Genomic DNA, 25,499 nt, shown 5'->3' on the forward strand with positions numbered 1-25,499 from the left:
CTGCCATGACCGTAATTGACGAGATTTATCAAGGGGATAGGGCGAATTCAGAGCCCGGGCGTCCGCGCATCATCGCGCTCGCCAACCAGAAGGGCGGGGTCGGCAAGACCACCACCGCGATCAATCTCGGCACGGCGCTGGCCGCGATCGGCGAACGCGTGCTGATCGTCGATCTCGATCCGCAGGGCAATGCCTCGACCGGGCTCGGCATCGATCGCCGCGATCGCAACACCTCGACTTACGATGTGCTGGCCGGCGAAGCGCCGCTGCGCGACGCGGTGGTTGCGACCGCGGTGCCGCGGCTGCACATTGCGGCTTCGACGATGGATCTGTCCGGCCTCGAGCTCGAGCTCGGCCATCGCGGCGACCGCGCGTTCCGACTGCGCGACGCCATCGGCGTGCTCAACAAGGACATCGATCCGCCGCTCGATTACACCTACGTGCTGATCGACTGCCCGCCGTCGCTGAACCTGCTGACTGTGAATGCGATGGCGGCCGCGGATGCGATCCTGGTGCCGCTGCAGTGCGAGTTCTTCGCCCTCGAAGGTCTGTCGCAATTGCTGCAGACGGTTGAGCAGGTCCGCGCCAACCTCAATCCGAACCTGACGATCCATGGCATCGTGCTGACGATGTTCGACAGCCGCAACAATCTGTCGAGCCAGGTCGTCGCCGACGTGCGCCAGTTCATGGGCAAGAAGGTCTACGACACCATGATCCCGCGTAACGTGCGGATCTCGGAAGCGCCGAGCTACGGCAAGCCGGTGCTGGTCTATGATCTGAAATGCGTCGGCAGCGAAGCCTATCTGAAGCTCGCCACCGAAGTGATTCAGCGCGAGCGCGAACTCCGCACCACGCATTGAGGTGCGCGGCCGGCGGCGCCGACCAGGTCTCGTCATTGCGGGCGAAGTAAGCGATCCAGAGCCGGGCAGGGCGCCGGCTTGCTTGCGATGCCGCTTGTCAGTGACGATGCGAACTAACAACTTTCATTTCATCAGTGCGGAGTAGCGACGTGAATCCAAGGGAGCTGGCGATGGCCGATGAGCACCGTTCGCGACTGGGGCGCGGCTTGGCGAGTCTGATCGGCGATGTCGGCGGCGAGGCCACGCAGGCCGAACGGCCGCGGGCGCAGCGCAAGGTGCCGATCGAATTCATCAAGGCCAATCCGCGCAACCCGCGCCGCACCTTCACCGACGCCGAGCTTGGTGAACTGTCCGACTCGATCAAGCAGCACGGCGTGATCCAGCCGATCGTGGTCCGCCCGGTGAAGGGCACCGCCGATCGCTACGAGATCATCGCCGGCGAACGGCGCTGGCGGGCGGCGCAGCGCGCAGGTCTGCACGAAGTGCCGATCGTTCCGGTCGACGTGTCGGATGCGCTCGCGCTGGAAATCGCCATCGTCGAAAACGTTCAGCGCGAAGATCTCAATCCGCTCGAAGAGGCGCTGGGCTATCAGGCGCTGGCCGCCGAGTTCAATCGCAGCCAGGAAGAGATCGCCAAGATCGTCGGCAAGAGCCGCAGCCATGTCGCCAACATGATGCGGCTGATCAAGCTGCCCGACGACGTCAAGGCGCTGATCGCCTCGGGCGAACTGACCGCTGGCCATGCGCGTGCGCTGATCGGTCTGCCCGACCCGTCGGCGATCGCCAAGCGGATCGTCGCCGAAGGTCTCAACGTCCGTCAGACCGAGGCGTTGGCGCATGAAGAAGGCGTGCCGGAACGCAAGCCGCAGAAGCCCCGCGCCGCCTCGGGTGCCAAGGCGGTGAAGGACGCCGACACCGTAGCGCTGGAAAAACGCCTGAGCGACGCGCTCGGCATGAAGGTGACGATCGACGACCACGAAGGCACCGGCGCGGTCCAGATCCGCTACGCCGATCTCGATCAGCTCGATGACATCATCCGCCGGCTCGAGGCCGGCGGTTAGTTCGCGTTGTTTGTGGTCGCCTGAGGCGACGATCTCTCGTTGTCATTCCGGGGCGCGCAGCCACGCTGCGCGAGCCCGGAATCCATAACCACTGCCGTCAATGGTTCGTCATCCACCGCCGTGCGCTCTCACGAGCGCCGGGAGTATGGATTCCGGGTTCGCCGCTGCACGGCGCCCCTGAATGACGAACGAGAGGGGTTTCGTGTGGCGAGCCGGGTGGGCTTCGCTGCGCTCAGCACTACGGATGATACCAACTAACTCCGCCGCCGCGCACTGACCGCGATCGACAGCAGCGTGCGCTGTGCGATCGCCGCGCCGAGTGTAGCCTGGCGACGGGTTTCGAGCGCGGCGCTGGCGAGTTGCTCGATGATCTGCGCCAGCCGCGTCGTCGACAGATTGCGGAGCGCCGTCTCGGCTGCGGCCTTGCGCGAGAAATGCAGCCGCGGAAATCCGGAATCGAGCACCACGGCGGCTGGCGTGCCGCCTTCGACCACGAGGCTGGTCTTGTGCAGAAACGCTGCGTGGCGCTGCGCCGCGAGGATGATCTGACCCGGATAAGTGCCGGCCACCATCGCCTTGGCGAATTCAGTCTCGACCACGACGGGCTTGCCCGAGAATGCGGCGTCGACGATCGCATCGAGCTTGAGATCCGACGCATCCGAGACGCAGGTGATCACGTCGTCGAGCGTGACCTCTCCCTTGCCGTGCGCGTACAGCGCCAGCTTCCGCAGCTCATTACGTGAGGCCTGGCGATCGCCGCCGAGCAGGCTCGTCAGCACCGCCTTTGCATCCTTGGCGATCTGTAGATTCGAGCCGCGCAGTTCGTCGTCGATCAGCCGGGCGATGTCGGCTTCGGCATCCGGATAGCAGCCGATTGCAACCGCGCCAGTCGTGGCCTTTTCGCAGGCCTTGCGCAGCGCATTGTCCGGCTTGATGTCGCCGGCTTCGATGACGACCCGGCATTCTTTCGGCGGCGAGGAGATCAGCGCTTCGACGCCGGCGACGAAACTGCGCGAACCGGCGCGAACCCGGATTGCGCGGCGTCCGCCGAACATTGGAATGGCGAGGGCTTCGTCGACCAGCCGCGACGGCTCCGCGGCGAGTTCGTCGCCGTCGAGCCGAACCAATGCGAATGGATCTTTGGGATCGTCGAGCGAGGCGGCGATCAGCGCATCAGCGCGTTCGCGCACGAGCCCCGCATCAGGTCCGTACAGCAGCACGATCGGCCGGCCCGGATCGGGTCGGCTCAGAAACGAGGTGGCATCTTTGCCGCGAAGCGCAACCATCACTCAGCGCCAGAGCCGAATGTGAACCAACACCGCGTGGTCGGCGGAATCGCGGATCACATCCCGGCGTAGAAGAACGAGGCGAGCCGAGTGTTGATGTTCTCGGCGATCTCCTGCACGGCGCGATCTTCCGCGTCGCGGCCGGCGCGAGTGCGGGCGAAGCGCTGCGACTGACCGGGCACGTCGTATTCGACGCGCGAGAAGGTGTTGCCGCTCATCACCGTTTTGCCGGTGGCGATGTCCTTGAGCTGATAGCTGGCATCGATCGCGTAGTTTTCGATCGTCGGCAGCTGCGTGCTGGGATCGACGATCAGCGACGACCGCGAGGTCGAGATCGAGATCTTCAGCGTGTACAGCGGCGGCGCGCCGGTGGCGCTGCCGTACAGCTTGAACATCAGCTTATTACGCAGCTCGACGCCGAGGCGGGAGTTGCGCGACCCATTCGGAATATCGAGCGGCGGGACTTCGATGGCGTTCAGCTTATCGCGCAGCGTCGGCGAACCGTCGCCGCGATCGGCGTACATCGGTTGGAAGCAGCCGGCGACCGGGGCGGCCAGCGCAACCGCCAGCGCCAACCGGACGACGAACTTCTTGAGCTCCGCTGGCTTAGCCGACGACATTCACGATCCTCTGCGGGACGACGATCACCTTGCGAACGGGCTTGTCACCCAGGGCCTGTTTTACCGCATCGAGCGCCAAAACGGCAGCCTCAATTTCGCTGGTCGGAGCGTCGCGCGGTACCGTCACCTCGCCGCGCTTCTTGCCGTTGACCTGAACCGGCAGCGTGATGCTGTCCTCGACCAAGAGATCCGGTTCGATCTGCGGCCACAGCGCCTCGGAGACCAGGCCGGTCTGGCCGAGCACGGTCCAGCATTCCTCGGCGAGGTGCGGCATCATCGGGTGGAACAGCTGCACCAGGATCACGGTCGATTCGCGGATCGCCCAGGCGAGATCGGGCGAGGGCGTTTGCGAACGGGCCAGCGCGTCACCGAGGGTATTCGAGAACTCTCGGATATGCGCCAGGCTGACGTTGAAGGCGAGCCGCTCGATGCCGGACAGCACCTTGTCGAGCGCACCATGTGCGGCCTTGCGCAAGGTGAGCGCATCGGCGCTGAAGCTCGCCGGCCGTTCGGCCGGAGCCGACGCGGCGATCGGCGCCGCATCGTTCACCATCCGCCACAGCCGCTGCACGAAGCGCGACGCGCCCTTGACGCCTTCCTCGCTCCAGATCACGTCGCGATCCGGCGGCGAGTCCGACAGCATGAACCAGCGCGCGGTGTCGGCTCCGTAGGTCCCGATGATGTCGTCGGGATCGACGGTGTTGCGCTTGGACTTCGACATCTTCTCGATCGGCCCGATCTCGACCGGGCTGCCGCCGTCGATCAACGTGGCGCGGCGCTGATCGCCATCGACCACGATCGACACTTCGGCGGGCGAGGCGAAGTGGCCGTCGACCTTCCGATAGGTCTCGTGCACCACCATGCCCTGCGTGAACAGGCCGGCGAACGGCTCGTCATGCTTGATGTCGATATGACCCGCCGCCTTCATCGCCCGGGTAAAGAACCGGCTGTACAGCAGATGCAGAATCGCGTGCTCGACGCCGCCGATGTACTGATCGACCGGCATCATCCGGTTGACGACGTCCGGTGTGGTCGGCGCCTCGGTGTTCCACGGATCGGTGAAGCGGGCGAAGTACCAGGACGAATCCACGAAGGTGTCCATGGTGTCGGTTTCGCGCACGGCCTTGCCGCCGCATTGCGGACAGGTGACGTGCTTCCAGGTCGGGTGATGGTCGAGTGCATTGCCCGGCTTGTCGAACGACACGTCCTCCGGCAGCACCACCGGCAGCTCCGCGTCCGGCACCGGCACCACGTCGCAGGTCGGGCAGTGGATGATCGGGATCGGACAACCCCAATAGCGCTGACGCGAGATACCCCAGTCGCGCAGGCGGAAGTTGACCTTGCGTTCGCCGACCGGTGCGCCGCCGAGCTGCGTGGTCTCGAGCCGCTTGGCGACTTCTTCCTTCGCCTCGGCGATCGTCTTGCCGTCGAGGAAGCGCGAATTGATCATCCGTCCTTCACCGTCATAGGCGGTGTCGGTGATGACGAAGCTCGCCGGGTCCTGGCCTTCGGGACAGACCACCGGCGTATTGCCGAGCTGGTACTTGTTGACGAAGTCGAGGTCGCGCTGGTCGTGCGCCGGGCAGCCGAAGATCGCGCCGGTGCCGTATTCCATCAGCACGAAGTTGGCGACATAGACCGGCAGCTTCCAATTCGGGTCGAACGGATGCACGGCGCGGATGCCGGTGTCGATGCCCTGCTTCTCGGCGGTGTCGATCTCGGCCTGCGCGGTGCCGCGCTTCTTGCAGTCCTCGATGAACGCCGCGACCTTCGGGTCCTTCGCCGCCGCGGCTTGCGCCAGCGGATGGTCGGCCGCGATCGCCATGAACTTGGCGCCGAACAGCGTGTCCGGGCGGGTGGTGAAGATCTTCAGCTCGGTCTCGCCGGCCGGCGTCGTCGCGCTATCGAGCGCGAACCGCACCATCAGGCCTTCGGAGCGGCCGATCCAGTTGCGCTGCATCAGCCGCACCTTGTCGGGCCAGCGATCCAGCGTATCCAGCGCGTCGAGCAGCTCCTGGGCGTATTTGGTGATCTTGAACACCCACTGGTTCATCTCGCGCAGCTCGACCACCGCGCCCGAGCGCCAGCCGCGGCCGTCGATCACCTGCTCGTTGGCCAGCACGGTCATGTCGACCGGGTCCCAGTTCAGCTTGCGCTTCTCGCGCTCGACCAGCCCGACCTTCAGGAAGTCGAGGAACATCTTTTGCTGGTGCTTGTAGTAGGACGGATCGCAGGTCGCGAATTCACGCGCCCAGTCGAGCGACAACCCCATGGTCTGGAGCTGCTTCTTCATCGCCGCGATGTTGTCGTAGGTCCAAGCCTTTGGGGCGACCTTGCGCTCGATCGCCGCGTTCTCCGCCGGCAGACCGAAAGCGTCCCACCCCATCGGGTGCAGCACATTGTAGCCGCGCGCCCGCATCGTCCGCGCCACCACGTCGCCCATGGTGTAGTTGCGGACGTGGCCCATGTGGATCCGCCCCGACGGATACGGGAACATCTCCAGCACGTAATACTTCTTGCGCAGGTCGTCGTTGCGGGTGGCGAAGATCTTCGCCTCGTCCCATTTAGCCTGCCACTTCGGCTCGGATTCGCGGGCGTTGTATCGTTCGTTGCTCATGAGATCAGGTTCGGAAGATCAGAAGACGGCCGGCCGGTTCGAGCGCGGATCAGGGCGGAAAAACGGGGCGCGGCCGAGGTCGCCAACCGGTGCGGGGGCTCGGTTCAAATCGCGCGCGAAGCGCGCGGACTAGGCCATGAAACATGGTGTCGGGTCAATGGGATGGCGCAAGCCGGACGGCTCGCCGGGCAGCCCTTGGGCGGCCTCAGCTCGCCATCGCCACCGGGCCGTCGCTGGCCCGGATGAAGCCGTGCTCGACCACGTTGTTGCGGCCGCGATGTTTGGCCGCGTACAGCGCCGCGTCGGCGGCTTCGATCAGCTCGGCCGGGGAAGCGTGTTCGCTCGGCAACGTACAGGCGACGCCGATGCTGACGGTCACGTGCTCGAACGCACTGGTCTTATGCGGCAGGGCGAGCTGTTCGACGGTGGTGCGGACCAGCTCGCCGACCTGGAGGGCGCGGCCGATCCCGGTTTCCGGCAGCAGCAGGCAGAACTCCTCGCCGCCATAACGCGCCGCGAACCCGCCGGTCTGGTCGGCCACCGCCGCCAGCGTCTCGCCGATCCGGCTGAGGCAGGCGTCGCCTTCGGGATGACCGTAGGAATCGTTGAACAACTTGAAATGGTCGACGTCGATCATCATCAGCGCCAGGCGATGCCCGGTCTGCTGGCCCTTCATCCATTCGAAATCGAGCCGGCTCTGCAGGCCGCGGCGGTTGGCGAGGCCGGACAGCAGATCCATCGAGGCCATCACGGTCAGGCGGCTGTTGCTGGCGACGAGCTCGCGTTCGCGCTGGCCGAGCTGCGCCGCCATCGCGTTAAATGCCCGCGCCAGCGGCACAAATTCTGACGGCAGCCGCTTGCGCGCGACCCGGGCCGACCAGTTGCCCTCGGCGAATTTCTTGGCGACTCCGGTCAGCACCGAAATCGGCTGCACGATCAGGCGTTCGGCCGCGATCAGTGCGCCGAGCAGCACGAACAGGCAGACCAGCGCCAGCTGCAGATAGGCAGTGCGGATGTCGCGATTGATGCCGGCCGAGACCTTGTTCTCGTCCACGGTTACGACCAGCCGGGCGCTGGTGCCGGGAATCCGGCTCACGGTCATCAGCCGGCCGGCGTCGTCGTGCATGGTGATGCTGCCGCGGCCTTGCGGCGTCTCGGCCATCGCCGGCAGCAGCGACATACGGTCGAGCTTCTTGCCGATCAGGCTGCGCTCATCCGGCGGTGCCGCCAGCACAGTGCCTTCGCCGTCGATCAGGGCGGCGTTGACGCCGACGCGGCCGGCCAGGCTGCTCATCATGTCGGACAGCCAGTCCAGATTCATGCCGGCGACGATCACCGCCTCTTCGCCGGTATCGATCGCTGACACCGGGTAGGCGGCCAGGATCGTACCCTTCTGGGTCTGCCGGCCGACCAGGAAGTCGCTGACGACGAAGTCGTGTGTTTCCAGAGCTTTACGGAAATAGGAACGGTCACTGATGTTGCTGCCGACGAACATCGACGAGGTCGAGCAGTGCACCACGCCGTCGGGGCCGGCGACCATCAGCATCCGGATCGAGGGCAGATCGACACGCAGGCTGGCGCGCAGAATGCTGCAGCTTCGCCCCGCCTGGGCGGCGGCGGCGTGCACATAGGCGGCCGATTTCAGCACCGCTTCGACCGACGAAATCACCTCGCGCTCGGCATCCGCAGTGCGCTGCGCCAGCGTCGACAGCTCATTGGCCATGGCGGCGAGCTGAGCGGTGCGCGTCTCTTCGAGCAGACGCACCCGGTCCAGCATCAGCGGACACACCAGGATGAGCGCCAGCACCACGAGCCTGGCCCGGATCCCGAGCAACGCCCTCAGTTTGGCTTTGTTGCGGACGATTGCGATGCGTGACATCGTTGCCCCTCGACCCCCCGCAATCACCCTAGGTGGAAGGCTTCAAGAAGCCTTTCTTCGATTCATTACAATTTGAGCGAAGCCGGAACCGTGCCCAAACTTGCAGCTCTGAGCGCGCCGCCAAGGTCGCCTGTCATCCGCCGCCCACTGTCATCTGGAGCTTCGAGCCGATGAGCGCCGCCGACAATCTGGCCGCGGTCGAGGCCGAAATCGTCAATGCTTGCAAGGATGCACGGCGCGAGCGCAGCGAGGTGGCGCTGATCGCGGTGTCGAAAACCTTCGAGGCGGACGCGATCCGCCCGGTGCTGTCAGCCGGCCAGCGGGTGTTTGGGGAAAATCGTGTCCAGGAAGCCAAGGGCAAATGGCCGGCGTTGGTCGAACAATACCCTGGCACCGAATTGCATCTGATTGGGCCGCTGCAGTCCAACAAGGCCAAAGACGCGGTCGCGTTGTTCGATGCGATCCACTCGGTGGACCGCGACAGCCTGTGCGAAGCTCTGAGCAAGGTGCTGCCGCAGGCTGGCCGAAAGGTCGAACTGTTCGTTCAGATCAACACCGGCGAGGAGCCGCAGAAGGCCGGCATTGCACCGCAGGATGCCGACGCCTTTTTGGTCGCCTGCCGCGAGCGTTGGGGGCTCACGATCGGCGGGCTGATGTGTATCCCGCCGGTCGATGAAGCTCCGGCGCCGCATTTTGCGCTGTGCGCCAAGATCGCCAAGCGCAATGGACTTGCGAAGCTGTCGATGGGCATGAGCGCCGACTTCGCCACCGCGATCCAATTCGGCGCCACCCATGTGCGAGTAGGGTCGGCGATCTTCGGGCATCGCTGACGTCGCGACTTGCACGGCATCGTCGAAGACCGATCTGCCCGCTCGCCGCGCGATGACGGTGGTGCGGCTACCCGATCACGATCTTCGTGTTGGGGCCGAGCCGGGCCAGCAGGCGTGTGAGGTTCGGGCGGGTCATCGCCACACAGCCGGCGGTCGGGCCGAAATTATCGCGGGCCAGATGCAGAAACACCGCACTGCCGCGGCCGGCGATGCGCGGCCGGGTGTTGTGGTCGATCACGACGATCAGGTCGTAGAGATGATCGTCGCGCATCAGGCGGTCGCCTTCGCCGGCCGGTGATCGGTGGATCGGCCGGTTGTAGTGCCGGCTTGCCGGGTCTTCGCACCAGGCATCGTCAGGACTGATGATGCGGATCGGCAGATGGGTACGGGGGCGTGGGCCGCGGTCGGCACGCCACCACAGCCGCAGCGGGCGGAATGTGCCGCGCGGGGTGCCGCCGTCGCCTTCGCGCTTATTGGCCAGAATGCCGCCGCGACCCAGCGCCACCGGGATGGTCAGCCCACCGGCGATCAGCCAGCCGCGGCTAAGCTCGCCGGCAGCCCTGCGCACGATCAGCCGAAGCAACGGCCCGGTCTGCGGCGATTTTCGCGAAGGTGCTGATCTGGCTGTCTTTTTCATGCGTCGAGGAAGTTTGCCGCAGGCATCATGGCGGCAAATTTAGGTGGCCGCAGTTAAATTCCGCGGAATCGCTCCCTATCTGCTGATCTGCGATACAATCGCGCGTGATTTGCGTGCGCGCCCCCATGAGAGCCGCGCCGCCAGACGACGGAAGGACAGCGCCGATGCCGAACGCCCGCAAGATCCTGATCGTGGACGACGACAATGATCTGCGCGACGCGCTGGTCGAGCAGCTGTCGCTGCACGAAGAGTTCGAGGCTTCCGCGGTCGACACCGGTGCCAAGGGCGTGCAGACCGCCAAAGCGCTGTCGCCCGATCTGGTGCTGATGGATGTCGGCTTGCCCGATACCGATGGCCGCGAAGTGGTGCGCAGCTTGCGCAAGGGCGGCTTCAAGGCGCCGATCATCATGCTGACCGGCCACGACACCGACTCGGACACCATTCTGGGCCTGGAAAGCGGCGCCAACGACTATGTGGCCAAGCCGTTCCGGTTCGCGGTGCTGTTGGCGCGGATCCGCGCCCAGCTTCGCCAGCACGAAGCCAGCGAGGACGCGGTGTTCACGGTCGGGCCGTATTCGTTCCGCCCCGGCTCGAAGATGCTGACCGGCGCCAACGCCAAGAAGGTCCGGCTGACCGAGAAGGAAACCGCGATCCTGCGCTTCCTGTACCGCGCCGGACAGGCGCCGGTGTCGCGCGAAACCTTGCTGCAGGAGGTGTGGGGCTACAATTCCGGCGTCACCACCCACACGCTCGAGACTCACATCTACCGTCTCCGCCAAAAGATCGAGCGTGACGCGGCGAATCCGGAGATTCTGGTCACCGAGGCCGGTGGCTACAAACTCGTGCCGTGATACCAATAAGGGGCCGATTCACTCGTTTCCCGGTCCCGCATGTCGATCGAAGATGATGTTGCCCTGCTCGCGCGCGTTCCGACGCTGCGTCTGCTCGGCGAGCAGGCGCTGCGGATGCTGGCGATCGGCTCCGAACAGCGCGACTTCGCGCGCGGCGACGTGATGTTCAATGCCGGCGAGCCTGCCGATGCCGGCTATGTGGTTCAGCGCGGCGCGTTTCAGATCACAAAGGAAGACGGCGGCCTGCACGAGATGGTGGCGCGGCCGGGCGACCTGATCGGCGAACTCGCTCTGGTGATGCCGATGCGGCGCCCGACCACCGCGGTGGCGCTGGAATATTCCTCGGCGATCCGGATCGCCCGCAGCCTGTTTCAGCGGGTGCTCGAAAGCGATCCCGGCGCAGCGCTGCGGCTGCGCGACGAATTCGCCGCCCGCACCACTCAGGTTGCCAACGACATCGTCATGGTCGGCAGCAAGCTGACGTCGTAGCGACTTCGCTGCGAACTGGATTGCTGGGGCCGCGCGACGGCCGCGCGGCGAAGCAACTAACTACAGCTCCATCGTCATCGTGACTGGGACGTGGTCGCTCGGCCGCTCCCAGCTGCGCGCATCGCGCAGGATTTTGAAGTCGATGACGCGGTCCTTCAGCGCTTCCGACACCCAGATGTGGTCGAGCCGCCGGCCGCGGTCACCGACGGTCCAATCGGCAGCCCGATAGCTCCACCACGTATAGACCTTCTGATCGAGCGGGATGCGATCGCGCGCGACGTCGACCCAGTTGCCGGCGCGCAGCACCGCGAGCAGCTTGTCGCATTCGACCGGTGTGTGCGACACGACTTTCAGAAGCTGTTTGTGCGACCAGACATCGTGCTCGTGCGGCGCGACGTTGAGGTCGCCGACCAGGATGTGCCGCTGATCACCGGATGGATGCAGCGGCTCGCAGGCTTTCATCTCGTCGAGAAACGACAGCTTGTGCTTGAACTTGGGATTCACGGCCGGATCTGGAATGTCACCGCCGGCCGGAACGTAGAAATTGTGCAGCACCAGCGGCGGCGCGGTCTCGTCGGTCTTCACCGAGACCGAGATGTGGCGGCTGTCGATGATGTCGCAGAAGGTGCGGATGTCGGTGGCGGCAAACGGCAGTTTCGAAATCACCGCGACGCCGTGGTAGCCCTTCTGTCCGTTCAGCGCGATGTGCTCGTAGCCGAGGCGCTTGAACCGCTTCAGCGGAAACGCATCGTCCGGACACTTCGTCTCCTGCAGGCACAGGATGTCCGGACGCTGGGCTTTGAGGAATTTCGCCACCAGCTCGATGCGAAGCCGCACCGAGTTGATGTTCCAAGTCGTGAGCGTGAGACGCATCTGCGCGACCTAGCGGATCGCAGCCAGGGGGGCAAGCCTGGGTAGGAGGCTTCAACCGGATTTCGCCAGCCACACGGTATGACCGCAGCAATCTGGATCATTGGCGCGGTGGGCTACGACCGTGAACCCATGCCGGGCGAGCAACCGCCGATATTCGGCCGGAGCAAGGCTTGCATGATACAGCGGCTCGCCCTGGTACGAGCCGGTCGCGACGCCTTCAGCCGGACCTGAGGTGAACATCAGCGCTGCGCCGGGGGCCGCATGCGCACGAAACACCGCGAACATCGCGCGCTGATCGTTGGGCGACAGATGAAAGAAACTGTCCCAAGCGAGGATGCCGCCGAACAGGCGCTTCAGATCGGCGCGCCGCATATCGCCCACGACCCAATGCTGATCCGGAAAGCGCCGCTGGGCCAGCTCGATCAAGCCGGGTGAAGAATCCAGCCCGGTTACACCATGCCCCGCTGCGATCAAGAACCGGGCGATCGGTTCGCCCGAGCCGCAACCGAGGTCCAAGACGGCGGCGCCATCGCCGGCGCAATGGCGAAACTGTTCGAGCCAGGCGCGCTCGAGCAGCGTCCGGCCGCGTTCACGATCCCATTGCTGTGCGTGTCGTGTGTAAAGACCGATGATCGCATCCGCGGTCATGGTTTGGACGACTAACCGGGCGGAGTGCCGTAATTGGTGTAGTCGATCTTGAACATCGACGGATCAGGGCGCCTCGTGGTGTCGAGATTGTACACCGCCACGGTGGTGTCGTAGCCCTGCGGATCGGTGACGGTCCATTGCTTGAGCTGACCGTCCTTGGTGCCGAACATCAGCAGCAAGCGGCTGGTGCCGATGACGGCGTTCTTCTCTTCGATGATGATGTTCGAATACAGATCGTCGGAGGTGATGCTGACGACGTTGGTGTCGCGGAGCAGATCGAGCCGGTCGCTGAGCAGATAGCGCAGCGGCGTCTGCGACAGCGGATAGACGTCCTGGGTCGCGAGCTTGCGATCACGCACCACCACCGACTGGCCGTCGGCGATCATCGAGATTGGGCTCGGGTCATCATACTCGAACCGCACCCGGCCGGGCTTCATGATGTAGAAATCGCCGGTGAGCTTGCTGCCGTCCGGCCCGACCTGGACGAACTGGCCGACCAAGGTCTGCAGCGACGACAGATACGTGCTGGCCTTGGCGGCTTCCGCCTTCTGAGCGGCATCGAAGGTGGTGAAGATCGAGGCCGGCACGTTGCGCCGCGGATCGGGAATCACCGGCTCGGGCGGGGTGGTCAGCTTGGCGACCGGCGGCTGGGCGGGGGCTTGCGGGGCGCGCTGCTTCGGTTCGGCCGCGCTGAGCTGGGTCGCGCGCGGCGACGGCTTCGGGGCCGGCACCGGTTCGGCCGCCGACGGCTGAATCGCGGCGCCGACGATCATGACCGCAGCGGCGGCTGCGCAAAGCTGCCGCAGCCGGGGCGCGGTCGTCCAATTCGGCATCAAGTCGTTGAATCGTTTGATCAAGCTCATGTCCTGCACGGCCGTGACGGCGTCGCCGCGGTGCTGGTCTGCCGCTACAGGGGCGCTGTGGCGATTTCGCGACCCCATGTCGGCTCCCTGCATGACCCTGATCCCGCGCCTCAAAAGTTGGAATCCTCTTCGGCGACCAGGATCTCGCGTTTGCCGGCGTGGTTGGCCTGGCCGACGATGCCTTCGAGCTCCATCCGCTCCATCAGCGACGCGGCGCGGTTGTAGCCGATCTGCAGCCGGCGCTGAATATAGCTGGTCGAGGCCTTGCGGTCGCGTTTGACGATCGCCACCGCCTGCTGGAATAGATCGCCGCCGCCATCGCCGCCCATGCCGGTGGCGTCGAACACCGCGCCGTCTTCTTCGCTCGGCTCTTCGGCCGTGACCGCCTCAAGATATTCGGGCGCGCCCTGCGCCTTGAGGTGTTTGACGACCTTTTCGACTTCTTCATCCGACACGAACGGGCCGTGCACGCGGCTGATGCGGCCGCCGCCCGCCATGTACAGCATGTCGCCCTGGCCGAGCAGCTGCTCGGCGCCCATCTCGCCCAGGATGGTGCGGCTGTCGATCTTCGACGTCACCTGGAAGGAAATGCGGGTCGGGAAGTTGGCCTTGATGGTACCGGTGATGACGTCGACCGACGGGCGCTGCGTGGCGAGGATCACGTGCAGACCGGCGGCGCGCGCCATCTGGGCAAGGCGCTGCACCGCGCCTTCGATGTCCTTGCCGGCCACCATCATCAGGTCGGCCATTTCGTCGACGATGATGACGATGTAGGGCAGCGGTTCGAGGTCGAGCTTCTCTTCCTCATAGATCGCTTTGCCGGTCTCCTTGTCGAAACCGGTATGCACCGTGCGGGTCAGCTCTTCGCCCTTGGCTTTGGCTTCGCCGAGGCGGGTGTTGTAGCCGTCGATGTTGCGGACGCCGAGCTTGGCCATGCGCTTGTAGCGCTCTTCCATCTCGCGCACCGCCCACTTCAGCGCCACCACCGCCTTCTTCGGATCGGTGACGACGGGCGTCAGCAGATGCGGGATGCCGTCATAGACGGAGAGTTCGAGCATCTTCGGATCGACCATGATCAGCCGGCATTGATCCGGCCGCAGCCGGTACACCAGGCTGAGGATCATGGTGTTGATCGCGACCGACTTACCCGAGCCGGTGGTACCTGCGATCAGCAGATGCGGCATGCGGGCGAGGTCGACGATGATCGACTCGCCGCCGATGTTCTTGCCGAGGCACAGCGGCAGCTTGTGCACGGTCTCGTTGGTGTCCTTCACGCTGAGCAGTTCGCGTAAGTAAACCTTCTCGCGATGCGCGTTGGGCAGTTCGATGCCGATCGCATTGCGGCCGGGCACCACCGCGACGCGCGCCGACAGCGCGCTCATCGAGCGGGCGATATCGTCGGCGAGGCCGATCACGCGCGACGATTTGATGCCGGGGGCCGGCTCCAGCTCGTACAGCGTGACCACCGGGCCCGGGCTCGCCTTGATGATCTCGCCGCGGACGCCGAAGTCCTGCAGCACGCCTTCCAGCGCGCGCGAATTGGCTTCGAGCTCGGACTTGCTGAGCGGCTGCCGATCCGAGGCCTTCGGGGCAGATAGAACGTTAACCGAGGGCAGGTCGAACCGCGCCTTCTTGGCGGCCGGCTTCGGCGCCGCCTTCTTGCGCGGCGCGCGGGCGACCGGAGGAGCTTCCTCCTCTTCGTCGTCCTCGTCTTCGATCTCGTCGACCGGCTCGGGTTCGTAGTCGTCGTGGTGATCGACGTCCGGGGCGATCGGCGGCGCGGCGCGACCGCCGAGCCGCGGCTCCTGCCGTTCGAAACCCTGCTTGCCGGCCGCGGGTGCACTGCTGACGAGGCCCTGATAGGACAGCTTCGCCAGCCGCCACAGCCGGGCCTTTGCACTCAGCATCGCGTGTACCAGCCAGCCGAGCGACACCGAGCCGCGGTCGGATTCTTCTTCGTCTTCGAGCGGCAGATCCTCATCGGACGCCACCTCGTCGGGTTCGCGCTCGCGCGACCCGAAACCGCCTGCGATCAGGAACGTCGCCAGCACCGCGGCGCCGAGGATGAAGCTGAGGATGACGCGGAAGATCAGGCCGGGACCGAACACCAGCGACGGCGCCCGCACCAGCGCGTCGCCGACCACGCCGCCGAGTCCGGTCGGCAGCGGCCACGCGGTGTCATGCGGAAACGACGAGGCGAAGCCGGCGGCGAAGATCGTGCACAGGAACCAGGCGCCCATCCGCAGGGCGGTGCGGTCGAAGGGGCGGTGATTGAGCATCCGCCAGCCCCACACCGCGACCGGCATCAACAGTCCGATCGCACCGAGGCCGAGGATCTGCATCGCCAGATCGGCGCCGATCGCGCCGGGGTAGCCGAGCAGATTATGGATGCGCCGCGAGGTGGCGTGGCTGAGGCTGGGGTCCTGCACCGACCAGGTCGCGAGCGCAGCCGCCGCCACCGCGGCGATCGCGATGAGGCCGAAGCCGGCGAGCTCGCGCAGCCGCCGCGTCAGCACCTCGCGCACCGAGGGCGGCAGGTGTCCGACCAGAGGAAAGGCTCGTTCGATCGCCGGCATGCTCATGGGGCCCTGCGCATCATCCGAGAATCCGCACCAGGCGATGCAGCGCCTCTGCGGTGGTTTCGCTGTCCTGCACCATCGCGACGCGGATATAGCCGGCGCCGGGATTGCTGCCGTCGTTCTGCTGTCGGGCCAGATAGCTGCCCGGCACCACGCGGACGCCGCCGTCCTTGAACAGGCTCACCGCCGCGGCCTCGTCGCCGCCATGAGCGGAGACGTCGAGCCACAGGCAGAAGCCGCCGGCGGGCCGCTGATAACCGTAACGGGCCCCGAGGATTTGATCGGCGAGATCGAACTTCAGCCCATACAGCCGCCGGTTCTCCTCGACATGCGCTTCATCGGAGTACGCGGCGACTGCGACATGCTGCAGCGGGATTGGCACCTGCGGCCCCGCGACGTTGCGCAGCTCGTGATAGGCTTTGAGAAAGTCCTTATCGCCGGCGACGAAGCCGACCCGCATGCCGGCCAAATTCGATCGCTTCGACAGCGATTGGAACACGACGACGTTGCGGAAATCCCGACCTGTGACCTGCAGCGCACTGCCGGGCGCGACCTGGGTGTAGATCTCCGAGTAGCACTCGTCGCTGAGGATCATGAAGCCATAGCGGTCGGCGAGCTGCTTCAGCCGCACGAAGTAATCGCGCGAGGCGACCGAGCCCTGCGGGTTCGCCGGTGAAGCCAGATAGATCGCCACCGTTCGTTTCAGCGTGGCCTCGTCGAGCCGATCGAGATCCGGCAGGAAGCCGTTGGCGAGTGTGGTCGGGAGGAACACCGCCTCGCAGCCGGCGGCGCGCGCGCCGGCCGCATAGGCCGGATAGAACGGGTTGGGCATCAGGATCGCCGGCGTGCCGTCGCGCTTCGGCACGTAGCGCGCGGCCGCGATCGCGGCGAGAAACAGCCCTTCGCGGCTGCCGTTCAGCACCAGCACTTCGGTCTCGGGATCAGGCGCGCGACCGAGCGCAAAGCGCTTGGTCAGCCAGGCGGATGCGGCTTTGCGGAACGGCTCGATGCCTTTGGCGAGCGGATAGCGGCCAAACTCGGCCGTATGCCGCGCCAGCACGGCGCCGACGAAATCCGGCACCGGATGCTGCGGTTCCCCGACCGACAGATTGATCAGGCTTTGGCCCGGCTGATACGGCGCCAGCAGTTCGGTCAGCCGCGCGAACGGCGAGCGCTCGCTCTGCCCGGTAGCGTCGACGCTGCCGGCCGCACGCGCCGGTGTGGTGGAAGCGGACAAAGCCATTCGAAATACGCCAGTTTTCACCGCACCTGATCGCCGTGGTGGATCGAGCGGAAACAGATCAGCCACCATAGATACGGCGAGGTTAAGACGCGATTAACCATCGACGGGCGGCAACACAGCCTTCACTGCGGCCGCTGCTCGTCGCGGCGGGCAAGCTCTTCCGCCACCATTGCTTTCAGCGCGGGCAGAGCACGGTGGACGGTTTCCCAGATCATCTGCGCGGCCACGTCCTCGTAATCGTGCCGGTAGACGTTGCCGGATCCTGCAATCTGCTTCCAAGGGATCGAGCTGTGCCGGTTCTTGATGTCGTCAGACACGCGGCGGGACGCCTCGGAGATGATCTCGAGGCAGCGCGTGACCGCGTACACGGTTCGCAGATCGTTCTTGAATTCCGTCTCGGTCAGGCCGCGGCTGAACGCGATCGCGAGTTCGATATGATGCTGGATGTCGCTTAGTGCGACCGCCGATGCGTCAGAACGCATAGATGGCATCTTGCGCGGCGCTCGGCGCAATGGACGGCTTGAGCTGGTCGCGGTTCACGACGTCGACCGGATGGTCGAATAGGCCTGCGATGTAATCCTTCAGCTCCACGTAGTCGAACACGGTGATGCGAGCCGTCGGATCGATCTCGATCAGCACATCGATATCGCTGTCCGGAAGGTTGGTACCACGCGCCATCGATCCAAACAGGGCAGCCCGCCGGACACCACGCGCACGTAGCGGGGCCTCCGAGTTTCTCAAGATCTCAAGTGCGGTGCAGCGGTCCATGGACGCAGTATAGCAGGTTTCGGGTCCGAAGCCTTGCGGGCCGCGCTCCATAAAGAAAGGGGCCCCAGCTTGCGCTGGGACCCCTCGACGGTTCGGACATTGCCGGGTAGTTGCCCGAACCGTAGGTCTGGGCGCGGCGGTCTGGAGAACGCCGCGCCCTCGGGAGAACTTACATGTTGTAAGCGCGCTCGGTGTGCTCGACGAGGTCGAGGCCTTCGCGTTCGACTTCCACCGGGGCCCGCAGACCGACGATCACGTCGACGACCTTGTAGAGGATCGCCGAGCCGATGCCGGACAGCAGCACGGTGGTGCCGACGCCCCAGCACTGCGAGATCAGCTGGGTGGTCATGTCGTAGTCGCCGACCTTGCCGGCCACGTAGTCGTACACGCCGGTGCCGCCGAGAGCCGGGTTCACCAGGATGCCGGTGCCGATCGCGCCGACGATGCCGCCGACCGCGTGGACGCCGAACACGTCGAGCGAGTCGTCATACTTCAGCGCGTTCTTCACCACGGTGCAGAAGAACAGGCAGACCACGCCGACCACCAGGCCGAGCACGATCGCGCCCATCGGGCCGGAGAAGCCGGCGGCCGGGGTGACCGCGACCAGACCGGCGACGGCGCCCGACAGCGCACCGAGCACCGACGGATGACCCTTGAAGATCCACTCGGCGAACATCCACGACAGCGCCGCCGCCGCAGTCGCGACGAAGGAGTTGGTCATGGCGAGCGCAGCGCCGCCCGAAGCTTCGAGGTTCGAACCGGCGTTGAAGCCGAACCAGCCGACCCAGAGCAGCGAGGCGCCGATCATGGTCATGGTCAGCGAGTGCGGAGCCATCAGCTCCTTGCCGTAGCCGGTGCGACGGCCGACCAGCAGGGCGCCCACCAGGCCGGCGATACCGGCGTTGATGTGCACCACGGTGCCGCCCGCGAAGTCGATCGCGCCCTTCTTGAACAGGAAGCCGGAGTCGGCGTTGACTTCGTCGAGCTTGGCCTGCGCGGCGGTCTTTGCGGCTTCGTCGGCAGCGGCAGCGAGCGCCTTGGCGGCGTCGTTGATCGCGTCCGGACCGGCCCAGTACCAGACCATGTGGGCCATCGGCAGGTAGATCAGGGTGATCCACAGCGGGATGAACAGCGCCACGGCGGCGAACCGGGTGCGTTCAGCGAAGGCGCCGACGATCAGCGCGGGAGTGATCGCGCAGAAGGTCATCTGGAAGCAGACGTACACCAGCTCCGAGATATTGGCGTCGACCGAGAAGGTCGCGGCCTTGGAGTCGGTGGTCACGCCGGCGAGGAACGCCTTGGAGAAGCCGCCGATGAAGTCCGAACCGCCGGTGAAGGCGAGGCTGTAGCCGTACAGCGCCCAGATGATGCAGGCGATACACACGGTGTAGAATACCTGCGCCAGCACCGAGAGCATGTTCTTGGAGCGGACCAGACCGCCGTAGAACAGCGCCAGGCCCGGGATGGTCATCAACAGCACCAGCACCGTCGAGGTGAGCATCCAGGCGTTGTCGCCCTTGTTGACCGTTGGCTCGGCGTAGGCCGCGGTTGCGGCGAACATGCCGGCCGCAAGGACCGCCAGTCCCGCGCCGTAGGGACGTTTGAACGTCATTTGTCGTCTCCTGAGTGAAGCAATGAAGGTGAGGGGATCAGAGGGCGGCCGCATCGGCCTCGCCGGTGCGGATGCGCACGGCGTGGTCGAGGCCGATGACGAAGATCTTGCCGTCGCCGATCTGGCCGGTCTTGGCGGCGCTGGTGATCGCCTCGATGGTCTTCTCGACCTGCTCGTTGGCAATCGCGACCTCGATCTTGATCTTGGGCAGGAAGCTCACCGCGTATTCAGCGCCGCGGTAGATCTCCGTGTGGCCTTTCTGGCGGCCGTATCCCTTCACTTCCGTCACCGTCAAACCGTGAACGCCGATGGCGGTCAGGGCGTCACGGACTTCTTCGAGTTTGAATGGCTTAATGATCGCCATAACAATTTTCATGGGTCCTATCCCCGCTAGGTCCCGACCGAACTGGCCGGGAAATGATCTCGACTGAAAATCCCCACGCGGAGCATCACTACGCGGGCACAGCCGGCCCCTTAGAATCAAATGCCGTGCCAGTCGGGCGGGGCTTTGGAATCGTTTCGGAATCAGCGCCTTTTTCGCGGTGCGGCACTGGAGCACCAGCTGCGCTATTCGGTCGCGCTCAACAGGTGGGCATACCTGATCAAAAATCAGGCATGCCAGCTTGCGGACACAATGATTGCCCAACCGAAGGGCATACCGCTTAGTCTAAAGTCGGGCGCTGGCTTATTGCAGCGCCTCGCCATGCTGCGAAATATCCAGGCCCTCGATCTCGTGCTCGCGGGAGACGCGGAGCGCGACGAACAGGCTGACAGCCTTCAGCAGCACATAAGTGGCCACGCCGGACCAGACGAAGGTGACCAAGATACCGGCAAGCTGGGTCAGCGGCTGCATCCAGGAGCCCTCGAGGGCGCCCGAGACGCCGCCGATCGAGGCGGTGGCGAAGATGCCGGCAAGGAAGGTCCCGGTGAGACCGCCGATGCCGTGGACGCCGAATACGTCGAGCGAGTCGTCGTAGCGCAGCTTGTGCTTCAGCCAAGTGCAAGCCCAGTAGCAGATTAGGCCCGCCACGATACCGATCACCACGCCATGCCAGGGTTCGACATAGCCCGACGCCGGCGTGATGGTGCCGAGACCGGCGACGGCGCCGGAGATCATACCGAGCACCGACGGCTTACGCCGCGCCATCCATTCGATCGCACCCCACGTCAGCGCGCCCGAGCAGGCGGCGAGGTGGGTGGCGGTGATGGCGAACACCGCGCGGGAATCAGCCGCTAGGGCGGAGCCGCCATTGAAGCCGAACCAGCCGACCCACAACAGGCCGGTGCCGATGACGGCGAGCGACAGGTCGAACGGCGACAGGTTTTCCATGCCGTAGCCGTGGCGGCGGCCGATCACGAGCGCAGCCACCAGGCCCCCGGTGCCGGCCGACAGATGCACCACCAGGCCGCCGGCGAAATCGAGCACGCCCATCGCGCCCAGGAAGCCGCCGCCCCAGATCCAATGCGCCAGCGGCACATAGACGAAGATGAACCAGCCGATCGAGAACAACAGGTAGGCGGAAAACCGCATCCGGTCGGCGACCGAGCCGGCCACCAGCGCCACCGTGATGACCGCAAACGTCATCTGGTAGAGCATGAACAGCGCTTCCGGGATGGTCTTGGCCGCCGGATTGACGCTGTCCATGGTCATGCCGGCCAGGAAGATGCGGTCGAACGAGCCGATCAGGCTGCCGCCGCCGGTGAAGGCCAGCGAATAGCCGAACGCCACCCACAGGATCGAAATCAACGCCACGGCCGCGAGGCTCTGCGCCATCGTGGCCAGTACGTTCTTCTTGCGCACCATGCCGGAGTAGAACAGCGCCAGGCCGGGGATGGTCATCATCAGCACGAAGGCGGTCGCGACCGTCATCCAGGCGGTGTCGGCCGGGCTGATACCCGGCGCCGCCGTGGCCGTCCCCTGCGCCAGCGCCGGCGTCATGCCGGCTGCCGCAAGGCCGAGTGTTGCAAGGATGTAGCCCGTCGCGGCCGACGCCGCGCGGCGTAGCAACAAGGTCATGATGCCCGTCCTGTTGGAACTGTGCGCGGCGCCCCCCGGCTCCGCGGGGTTGGGAAATGGCTGTCGAAGGCCGGCTTACAGCGCGTCGACGTCGGTCTCGCCGGTGCGGATCCGCAGCGCGCGGTCGATCGGCGTGACGAAGATCTTGCCGTCACCGATTTGGCCGGTGCGGGCGCCGCGGGTGATCACTTCGACCGCCTTGTCGGCGAGCGCGGAATCGACCGCGATCTCGATCCGCAGCTTGGGCAGGAAATTCACGATGTACTCGGCACCACGATAGATCTCGGTATGGCCGCGCTGGCGGCCGTAGCCCTTGACCTCGGTGACGGTCATGCCGTGAACGCCGATCTCGGTCAGCGCTTGGCGGACCTCGTCCAGCTTGAAAGGTTTGATGATGGCGACGACCAGTTTCATGCGTTAGCCCCCTCATTCGCGCAAAGCCATTTGACACCGCCGCAGCGGTGCTCCGGTCCCGTGTATATGCCGGGTTTAGCGGCAAGGCGCGCAGAAAATAAGCTGATTGACTGCTCAGCGAGAAGGCTGACTGCCAGAGGTCGTCATTGCTGGCAGCCGAGGGGCCGGCCGCAGCGCCGGAGCGGCGGTCAGCCCTTGGGCGCCTCGCGGCGTTCGCGCACTGAGCCTTCCTGAGCGACGGAGGCTACCAGGGTGCCGTCGGTCTTGAAGATCTGGCCGCGGGTCAGGCCGCGGCCGCCTTGCGCCGACGGCGAGTCCTGCGCGTATAGCAGCCATTCGTCGGCGCGGAACGGGCGGTGAAACCACATCGCGTGGTCGAGGCTGGCCGGCATCATCCGCTTGTCGAACAAAGTGCGGCCGTAGCGTGCCATCACCGCGTCCAGCAGCGAGAAGTCCGACGCGTAGGCCAGCGCGCACATGTGCAGCGCCGGATCGTCCGGCAGCTTGGCAGCGGTCTTGATCCAGACGTGGATGCGGCCGTCATCGATCTTCTGGCCGAAATAGCGCGACAGCTCGACGGGGCGCAGCTCGATCGGCCGGTCGCTCTCGTAATAGCGTTTGATGAAGTCCGGCATCTCTTTGAAGAACGGCTGCTTGATGATCTCCTCGGCCGACAGCGCTTCGGGCGGCGGCACGTCTGGCATCTTGTCCTGGTGGTCGAAGTTGGTCGGCTCGTCGTCGTGGAACGACATCATCAGCGAGAAGATCGCGTTGCCGTGCTGGATCGCCGTGACCCGGCGGGTGGTGTAGCTGCGGCCGTCGCGGAGCCGCTCGACCTGGTAGATGATCGGCACCTGCGGGTCGCCCGGCAGGATGAAGTAGCAATGCAGCGAATGCGGCAGCCGGTTCTCGACGGTTCGGCAGCCGGCGACCATCGCCTGGCCGATGACCTGGCCGCCGAACACCCGCTGCCAGCTGGTCTTCGGGCTGGTGCCGCGGAACAGATTCACCTCGAGCGGTTCGAGATCGAGAATCGAGATCAGATCGATCAGGCTCTTGGACACCGGTCGAGCTCCTTCAGGGCGTTTGGGCGAGGCGGGACAACGCGCAACAAAGCGTCGAAACAACAAGTTGGCCCGCCGCAACAGCGACCAGGGCGGAATGCCGCGCGGCCATGCAGGTGATTTCCCACCGCCGGCGTTGTCTGTTAGAAACCGCCCCAGCAACAGCGGGTTGGTCCTTGAAACCTGTTTCGCCCAGCTCCGATCCGGGCGCAAGGATCATGGCGCGAGAGTGAGAAATATGACGGCACCGCGAAGCATTGTGATTGGGGGCGGGGCGTTCGCCGGCTTGGCGCTGGCACTGGCGCTGCGCCAGGGGCTCGGGCCCGAGGTGCCGGTGATCGTCGCCGATCCGGCGCTCGCGCTGCGACCGAGCCGCGACCCGCGCGCCACCGCGATCGTCGCGGCGTGCCGGCGGCTGTTCGAGGCGCTCGGAGTTTGGGACGAGGTGGTGCCGACCGCGCAGCCGATCGTCGACATGATCGTCACCGACAGCCATCTCGAAGATGCGACCAGGCCGGTGTTTCTGACGTTCGCGGGCGAAGTGCAGCCTGGCGAGCCGTTCGCCCACATGGTCGAGAACAAATATCTGGTCGAAGCGCTGGCCAAGCGCGCCGAGGCCGAAGGCGTCGAGCTGCGCGCCACCCCGGTCACCTCCTACGACGCCCGCACCGAAGCGATCGGCGTGACGCTCGGCGACGGCAGCGTGCTCGATGCCAGCCTGCTGGTCGCCGCCGACGGCGCCAAGTCGAGACTGCGCCAGCGTGCCGGCATCGCCACCTATGGCTGGGATTACGACCAGTCGGGCATCGTCGTCACGGTCGAGCACGAGCGCGACCACAATGGCTGCGCCGAAGAACACTTCCTGCCCGCCGGTCCGTTCGCGATCCTGCCGCTCACCGGCCGGCGCTCGTCGCTGGTGTGGAGCGAGAGCCGCCGCGATGCCGAGCGGATCGTCGCGCTGCCGGAGAAGGAATTCCAGCGCGAGCTGGAAAAGCGGTTCGGGCTGCGGCTCGGCGACGTCAAGCCGCTCGATAAGCCGAAGTCGTTTCCGCTCGGCTATTTCGTCGCGCAGTCGTTCATCGCGCCGCGGCTCGCACTGATCGGCGACGCTGCGCACGTGATCCATCCGATCGCCGGGCAGGGCCTCAATATGGGCCTGCGCGACGTCGCGGCTCTGGCCGAGGTGGTGGTCGATGCGGCGCGGCTCGGAATCGATCCCGGTCAGGTCGACGTGTTGGAGGGCTATCAGCGCTGGCGGCGGTTCGACACCATGGCGATGGGCGTCGCCACCAACGGGCTCAACTTCCTGTTCTCCAACAACTCGCCGCTGCTGCGCGGGATTCGCGACATCGGCCTCGGTCTGGTCGACCGCCTGCCGCCTCTGAAAGGCGCCTTCATCCGTCAGGCTGCCGGCCTCACCGGCGAGACGCCGCGGCTGCTGAAGGGCGAGGCGCTGTAAGTCGGCGCCCTTCGCGCGTTGCAAAAAGCTGAAATATCTCAGCCGTGCCGCACGAGCCTCCTGGCTACGGTGCTGCCGAGAGGGAATCAGGGCATGGATGGACGCCATTTCGCACAACTCGCGGCCTACAACCGCTGGGCAAACGCCCGGCTCTATCAGGCCGCGTTGGCGCTGCCCGATGACGTCTACCGCCGCAGCGTCGGTGTGTTCTTCGGCAGCCTGCACGGCACGCTCAACCATGTGCTGGTGGCCGACCGTATCTGGCTGAAGCGACTGACCGGCGCGGGCGAGGCGCCAACCCGCCTTGATGAGATCTTGTTCGACGACCTTCGTGCGCTGGCGGGTGCCCGTGTCGCGGAGGACGAGCGCATCATCGAGATGATCGACGGCCACGACGCTGCGGCGTTGGCCGGAATGGTCGATTACGCGACGACCTCAAGCAAATCCTTCCATCAGCCGCGCGCCGAGATTCTCAGTCACGTCTTCAATCACCAGACGCACCACCGCGGCCAGGCCCACGCCTGCCTGTCGATCCTGACCGGAGCCGAGCCGCCGACGCTGGATCTGCTGGCATTTCAGCGCGGGGTGACGGCGCCGGATCTCGCCGCACTCGCGGCGGGTCGTTAGTCGAGTCGACGTGCCTCTTCCGGAAGCATGATCGGAATACCGTCTCGGATCGGGTAGGCCAGCTTGGCGCCTCGCGAGATCAGCTCCTGGCGGGCGGCGTCGAACTCAAGCGGTCCCTTGGTGACCGGACAGACCAGGATGTCGAGCAGCTTGCGGTCGACGGTGTCGGGCCGCTCGGACGGCGAAATGGTCATAGCTTCAG

At 65.6% G+C, this 25,499-nt stretch carries 25 protein-coding genes; 7 read left to right on the top strand and 18 right to left on the bottom strand.

Annotated elements, in window-relative coordinates; genetic code table 11:
- Positions 1-5: 5 nt before the first annotated feature.
- Together VRZ08_RS11595 and VRZ08_RS11600 are read left to right on the top strand one after the other, a co-directional pair.
- A complete protein-coding gene (locus tag VRZ08_RS11595) occupies positions 6-860 on the top strand; it encodes a ParA family protein (RefSeq protein ID WP_107342538.1) in 855 nt (284 codons plus the stop codon).
- Positions 861-1,030: 170 nt separating this feature from the next.
- The gene (locus VRZ08_RS11600) at positions 1,031-1,921 is read left to right on the top strand and encodes a ParB/RepB/Spo0J family partition protein (protein WP_414532622.1); all 891 of its coding nucleotides are present in this window, start codon (positions 1,031-1,033) and stop codon (positions 1,919-1,921) included.
- A gap of 254 nt (positions 1,922-2,175) precedes the next feature.
- Here the strand turns inward: VRZ08_RS11600 and holA are convergent, their stop codons facing one another.
- The 4 genes from holA to VRZ08_RS11620 all read right to left on the bottom strand — a co-directional run bounded on the left by holA (position 2,176) and on the right by VRZ08_RS11620 (position 8,323).
- A complete protein-coding gene (holA, locus tag VRZ08_RS11605; RefSeq protein WP_414532623.1) occupies positions 2,176-3,207 on the bottom strand; it encodes a DNA polymerase III subunit delta in 1,032 nt (343 codons plus the stop codon).
- Positions 3,208-3,263: 56 nt separating this feature from the next.
- Entirely contained in the window at positions 3,264-3,827 is a 564-nt protein-coding gene (lptE, locus tag VRZ08_RS11610; protein ID WP_107342534.1) for an LPS assembly lipoprotein LptE, read from the bottom strand.
- Entirely contained in the window at positions 3,814-6,444 is a 2,631-nt protein-coding gene (gene leuS, locus VRZ08_RS11615; RefSeq protein WP_414532624.1) for a leucine--tRNA ligase, read from the bottom strand. The genes lptE and leuS overlap by 14 nt, the downstream gene beginning before the upstream one ends.
- 205 nt (positions 6,445-6,649) lie before the next feature.
- Complete coding sequence (locus VRZ08_RS11620) at positions 6,650-8,323, bottom strand: diguanylate cyclase domain-containing protein (protein WP_414532625.1); 1,674 nt, start codon at positions 8,321-8,323, stop codon at positions 6,650-6,652.
- A 170-nt stretch (positions 8,324-8,493) separates the two neighbouring features.
- On the opposite strand from VRZ08_RS11620, the gene VRZ08_RS11625 reads away from it, so the two are divergent.
- On the top strand, positions 8,494-9,153 hold the full coding sequence (locus VRZ08_RS11625; RefSeq protein ID WP_414532626.1) for a YggS family pyridoxal phosphate-dependent enzyme: 660 nt from the start codon (positions 8,494-8,496) through the stop codon (positions 9,151-9,153).
- Positions 9,154-9,220: 67 nt separating this feature from the next.
- On the opposite strand, the gene VRZ08_RS11630 is transcribed toward VRZ08_RS11625, so the two are convergent.
- Entirely contained in the window at positions 9,221-9,790 is a 570-nt protein-coding gene (locus VRZ08_RS11630; protein WP_414532627.1) for a L,D-transpeptidase family protein, read from the bottom strand.
- 164 nt (positions 9,791-9,954) lie between these two features.
- Here VRZ08_RS11630 and VRZ08_RS11635 point away from each other — a divergent pair, with 164 nt between their 5' ends.
- The gene (locus VRZ08_RS11635; protein WP_011155851.1) at positions 9,955-10,641 is read left to right on the top strand and encodes a response regulator transcription factor; all 687 of its coding nucleotides are present in this window, start codon (positions 9,955-9,957) and stop codon (positions 10,639-10,641) included.
- A 39-nt stretch (positions 10,642-10,680) separates the two neighbouring features.
- Positions 10,681-11,130 carry a cyclic nucleotide-binding domain-containing protein gene (locus tag VRZ08_RS11640; RefSeq protein ID WP_414532628.1) on the top strand — a complete coding sequence of 150 codons (450 nt, stop codon included), beginning with the start codon at positions 10,681-10,683 and terminating at the stop codon, positions 11,128-11,130.
- A 60-nt stretch (positions 11,131-11,190) separates the two neighbouring features.
- On the opposite strand, the gene VRZ08_RS11645 is transcribed toward VRZ08_RS11640, so the two are convergent.
- From VRZ08_RS11645 to tesB, 12 genes are all read right to left on the bottom strand, one after another.
- A complete protein-coding gene (locus VRZ08_RS11645; protein WP_414532629.1) occupies positions 11,191-12,003 on the bottom strand; it encodes an exodeoxyribonuclease III in 813 nt (270 codons plus the stop codon).
- Positions 12,004-12,054: 51 nt separating this feature from the next.
- Positions 12,055-12,651, bottom strand: coding sequence for a class I SAM-dependent DNA methyltransferase (locus tag VRZ08_RS11650; protein WP_414532630.1), 597 nt, complete (start codon positions 12,649-12,651; stop codon positions 12,055-12,057).
- 11 nt (positions 12,652-12,662) lie between these two features.
- The gene (locus tag VRZ08_RS11655) at positions 12,663-13,607 is read right to left on the bottom strand and encodes an outer-membrane lipoprotein carrier protein LolA (protein WP_414532631.1); all 945 of its coding nucleotides are present in this window, start codon (positions 13,605-13,607) and stop codon (positions 12,663-12,665) included.
- A 17-nt stretch (positions 13,608-13,624) separates the two neighbouring features.
- The gene (locus VRZ08_RS11660; RefSeq protein WP_414532632.1) at positions 13,625-16,096 is read right to left on the bottom strand and encodes a DNA translocase FtsK; all 2,472 of its coding nucleotides are present in this window, start codon (positions 16,094-16,096) and stop codon (positions 13,625-13,627) included.
- A 13-nt stretch (positions 16,097-16,109) separates the two neighbouring features.
- Positions 16,110-17,336: an aminotransferase class I/II-fold pyridoxal phosphate-dependent enzyme gene (locus VRZ08_RS11665; RefSeq protein ID WP_414532633.1), complete on the bottom strand. Its 1,227-nt coding sequence runs from the start codon at positions 17,334-17,336 to the stop codon at positions 16,110-16,112.
- A gap of 122 nt (positions 17,337-17,458) precedes the next feature.
- Complete coding sequence (locus tag VRZ08_RS11670) at positions 17,459-17,818, bottom strand: DUF86 domain-containing protein (RefSeq protein ID WP_107353873.1); 360 nt, start codon at positions 17,816-17,818, stop codon at positions 17,459-17,461.
- Complete coding sequence (locus VRZ08_RS11675; protein WP_414532634.1) at positions 17,808-18,014, bottom strand: nucleotidyltransferase family protein; 207 nt, start codon at positions 18,012-18,014, stop codon at positions 17,808-17,810. Before VRZ08_RS11675 ends, VRZ08_RS11670 begins: the two co-directional genes overlap by 11 nt.
- Positions 18,015-18,273: 259 nt before the next feature.
- A complete protein-coding gene (locus VRZ08_RS11680; RefSeq protein ID WP_011155843.1) occupies positions 18,274-19,716 on the bottom strand; it encodes an ammonium transporter in 1,443 nt (480 codons plus the stop codon).
- A 37-nt stretch (positions 19,717-19,753) separates the two neighbouring features.
- Complete coding sequence (locus tag VRZ08_RS11685; protein ID WP_011155842.1) at positions 19,754-20,092, bottom strand: P-II family nitrogen regulator; 339 nt, start codon at positions 20,090-20,092, stop codon at positions 19,754-19,756.
- Between the two features lie 309 nt (positions 20,093-20,401).
- Positions 20,402-21,733 (bottom strand): ammonium transporter, encoded by a 1,332-nt coding sequence (locus tag VRZ08_RS11690; RefSeq protein ID WP_414532635.1) that lies wholly within the window; start codon positions 21,731-21,733, stop codon positions 20,402-20,404.
- Positions 21,734-21,808: 75 nt separating this feature from the next.
- Positions 21,809-22,147 carry a P-II family nitrogen regulator gene (locus VRZ08_RS11695; protein WP_011155840.1) on the bottom strand — a complete coding sequence of 113 codons (339 nt, stop codon included), beginning with the start codon at positions 22,145-22,147 and terminating at the stop codon, positions 21,809-21,811.
- Positions 22,148-22,335: 188 nt separating this feature from the next.
- Entirely contained in the window at positions 22,336-23,211 is an 876-nt protein-coding gene (gene tesB, locus VRZ08_RS11700; protein ID WP_107342521.1) for an acyl-CoA thioesterase II, read from the bottom strand.
- A gap of 97 nt (positions 23,212-23,308) precedes the next feature.
- On the opposite strand from tesB, the gene VRZ08_RS11705 reads away from it, so the two are divergent.
- Together VRZ08_RS11705 and VRZ08_RS11710 are read left to right on the top strand one after the other, a co-directional pair.
- Positions 23,309-24,670: a ubiquinone biosynthesis hydroxylase gene (locus VRZ08_RS11705; protein WP_414532636.1), complete on the top strand. Its 1,362-nt coding sequence runs from the start codon at positions 23,309-23,311 to the stop codon at positions 24,668-24,670.
- Between the two features lie 93 nt (positions 24,671-24,763).
- Entirely contained in the window at positions 24,764-25,297 is a 534-nt protein-coding gene (locus tag VRZ08_RS11710) for a DinB family protein (protein ID WP_414532637.1), read from the top strand.
- Here VRZ08_RS11710 and VRZ08_RS11715 read toward each other — a convergent pair.
- Positions 25,294-25,491: a Trm112 family protein gene (locus VRZ08_RS11715; protein WP_107342518.1), complete on the bottom strand. Its 198-nt coding sequence runs from the start codon at positions 25,489-25,491 to the stop codon at positions 25,294-25,296. The genes VRZ08_RS11710 and VRZ08_RS11715 overlap by 4 nt on opposite strands.
- Between the last annotated feature and the right edge of the window lie 8 nt (positions 25,492-25,499).

It is taken from the genome of Rhodopseudomonas sp. G2_2311, from assembly GCF_047501505.1.
In the GTDB taxonomy this organism is placed as follows: Bacteria; Pseudomonadota; Alphaproteobacteria; order Rhizobiales; family Xanthobacteraceae; genus Rhodopseudomonas; species Rhodopseudomonas palustris_H.

What these genes read in the sequence shown, in the direction of transcription:
- VRZ08_RS11630 (WP_414532627.1), bottom strand. Translation starts at nt 9,790, where the DNA reads ATGAAAAAGACAGCCAGATCAGCACCTTCGCGAAAATCGCCGCAGACC.
- VRZ08_RS11600 (WP_414532622.1), top strand. Translation starts at nt 1,031, where the DNA reads ATGGCCGATGAGCACCGTTCGCGACTGGGGCGCGGCTTGGCGAGTCTG.
- holA (WP_414532623.1), bottom strand. Translation starts at nt 3,207, where the DNA reads ATGGTTGCGCTTCGCGGCAAAGATGCCACCTCGTTTCTGAGCCGACCC.
- VRZ08_RS11625 (WP_414532626.1), top strand. Translation starts at nt 8,494, where the DNA reads ATGAGCGCCGCCGACAATCTGGCCGCGGTCGAGGCCGAAATCGTCAAT.
- VRZ08_RS11620 (WP_414532625.1), bottom strand. Translation starts at nt 8,323, where the DNA reads ATGTCACGCATCGCAATCGTCCGCAACAAAGCCAAACTGAGGGCGTTG.
- VRZ08_RS11665 (WP_414532633.1), bottom strand. Translation starts at nt 17,336, where the DNA reads ATGGCTTTGTCCGCTTCCACCACACCGGCGCGTGCGGCCGGCAGCGTC.
- VRZ08_RS11645 (WP_414532629.1), bottom strand. Translation starts at nt 12,003, where the DNA reads ATGCGTCTCACGCTCACGACTTGGAACATCAACTCGGTGCGGCTTCGC.
- VRZ08_RS11660 (WP_414532632.1), bottom strand. Translation starts at nt 16,096, where the DNA reads ATGAGCATGCCGGCGATCGAACGAGCCTTTCCTCTGGTCGGACACCTG.
- VRZ08_RS11595 (WP_107342538.1), top strand. Translation starts at nt 6, where the DNA reads ATGACCGTAATTGACGAGATTTATCAAGGGGATAGGGCGAATTCAGAG.
- VRZ08_RS11685 (WP_011155842.1), bottom strand. Translation starts at nt 20,092, where the DNA reads ATGAAAATTGTTATGGCGATCATTAAGCCATTCAAACTCGAAGAAGTC.
- VRZ08_RS11690 (WP_414532635.1), bottom strand. Translation starts at nt 21,733, where the DNA reads ATGACCTTGTTGCTACGCCGCGCGGCGTCGGCCGCGACGGGCTACATC.
- VRZ08_RS11705 (WP_414532636.1), top strand. Translation starts at nt 23,309, where the DNA reads ATGCCGCGCGGCCATGCAGGTGATTTCCCACCGCCGGCGTTGTCTGTT.
- VRZ08_RS11635 (WP_011155851.1), top strand. Translation starts at nt 9,955, where the DNA reads ATGCCGAACGCCCGCAAGATCCTGATCGTGGACGACGACAATGATCTG.
- leuS (WP_414532624.1), bottom strand. Translation starts at nt 6,444, where the DNA reads ATGAGCAACGAACGATACAACGCCCGCGAATCCGAGCCGAAGTGGCAG.
- VRZ08_RS11640 (WP_414532628.1), top strand. Translation starts at nt 10,681, where the DNA reads ATGTCGATCGAAGATGATGTTGCCCTGCTCGCGCGCGTTCCGACGCTG.
- lptE (WP_107342534.1), bottom strand. Translation starts at nt 3,827, where the DNA reads ATGTCGTCGGCTAAGCCAGCGGAGCTCAAGAAGTTCGTCGTCCGGTTG.
- VRZ08_RS11680 (WP_011155843.1), bottom strand. Translation starts at nt 19,716, where the DNA reads ATGACGTTCAAACGTCCCTACGGCGCGGGACTGGCGGTCCTTGCGGCC.
- VRZ08_RS11715 (WP_107342518.1), bottom strand. Translation starts at nt 25,491, where the DNA reads ATGACCATTTCGCCGTCCGAGCGGCCCGACACCGTCGACCGCAAGCTG.
- VRZ08_RS11695 (WP_011155840.1), bottom strand. Translation starts at nt 22,147, where the DNA reads ATGAAACTGGTCGTCGCCATCATCAAACCTTTCAAGCTGGACGAGGTC.
- VRZ08_RS11670 (WP_107353873.1), bottom strand. Translation starts at nt 17,818, where the DNA reads ATGCGTTCTGACGCATCGGCGGTCGCACTAAGCGACATCCAGCATCAT.
- VRZ08_RS11710 (WP_414532637.1), top strand. Translation starts at nt 24,764, where the DNA reads ATGGATGGACGCCATTTCGCACAACTCGCGGCCTACAACCGCTGGGCA.
- VRZ08_RS11675 (WP_414532634.1), bottom strand. Translation starts at nt 18,014, where the DNA reads ATGGCGCGTGGTACCAACCTTCCGGACAGCGATATCGATGTGCTGATC.
- VRZ08_RS11655 (WP_414532631.1), bottom strand. Translation starts at nt 13,607, where the DNA reads ATGCAGGGAGCCGACATGGGGTCGCGAAATCGCCACAGCGCCCCTGTA.
- VRZ08_RS11650 (WP_414532630.1), bottom strand. Translation starts at nt 12,651, where the DNA reads ATGACCGCGGATGCGATCATCGGTCTTTACACACGACACGCACAGCAA.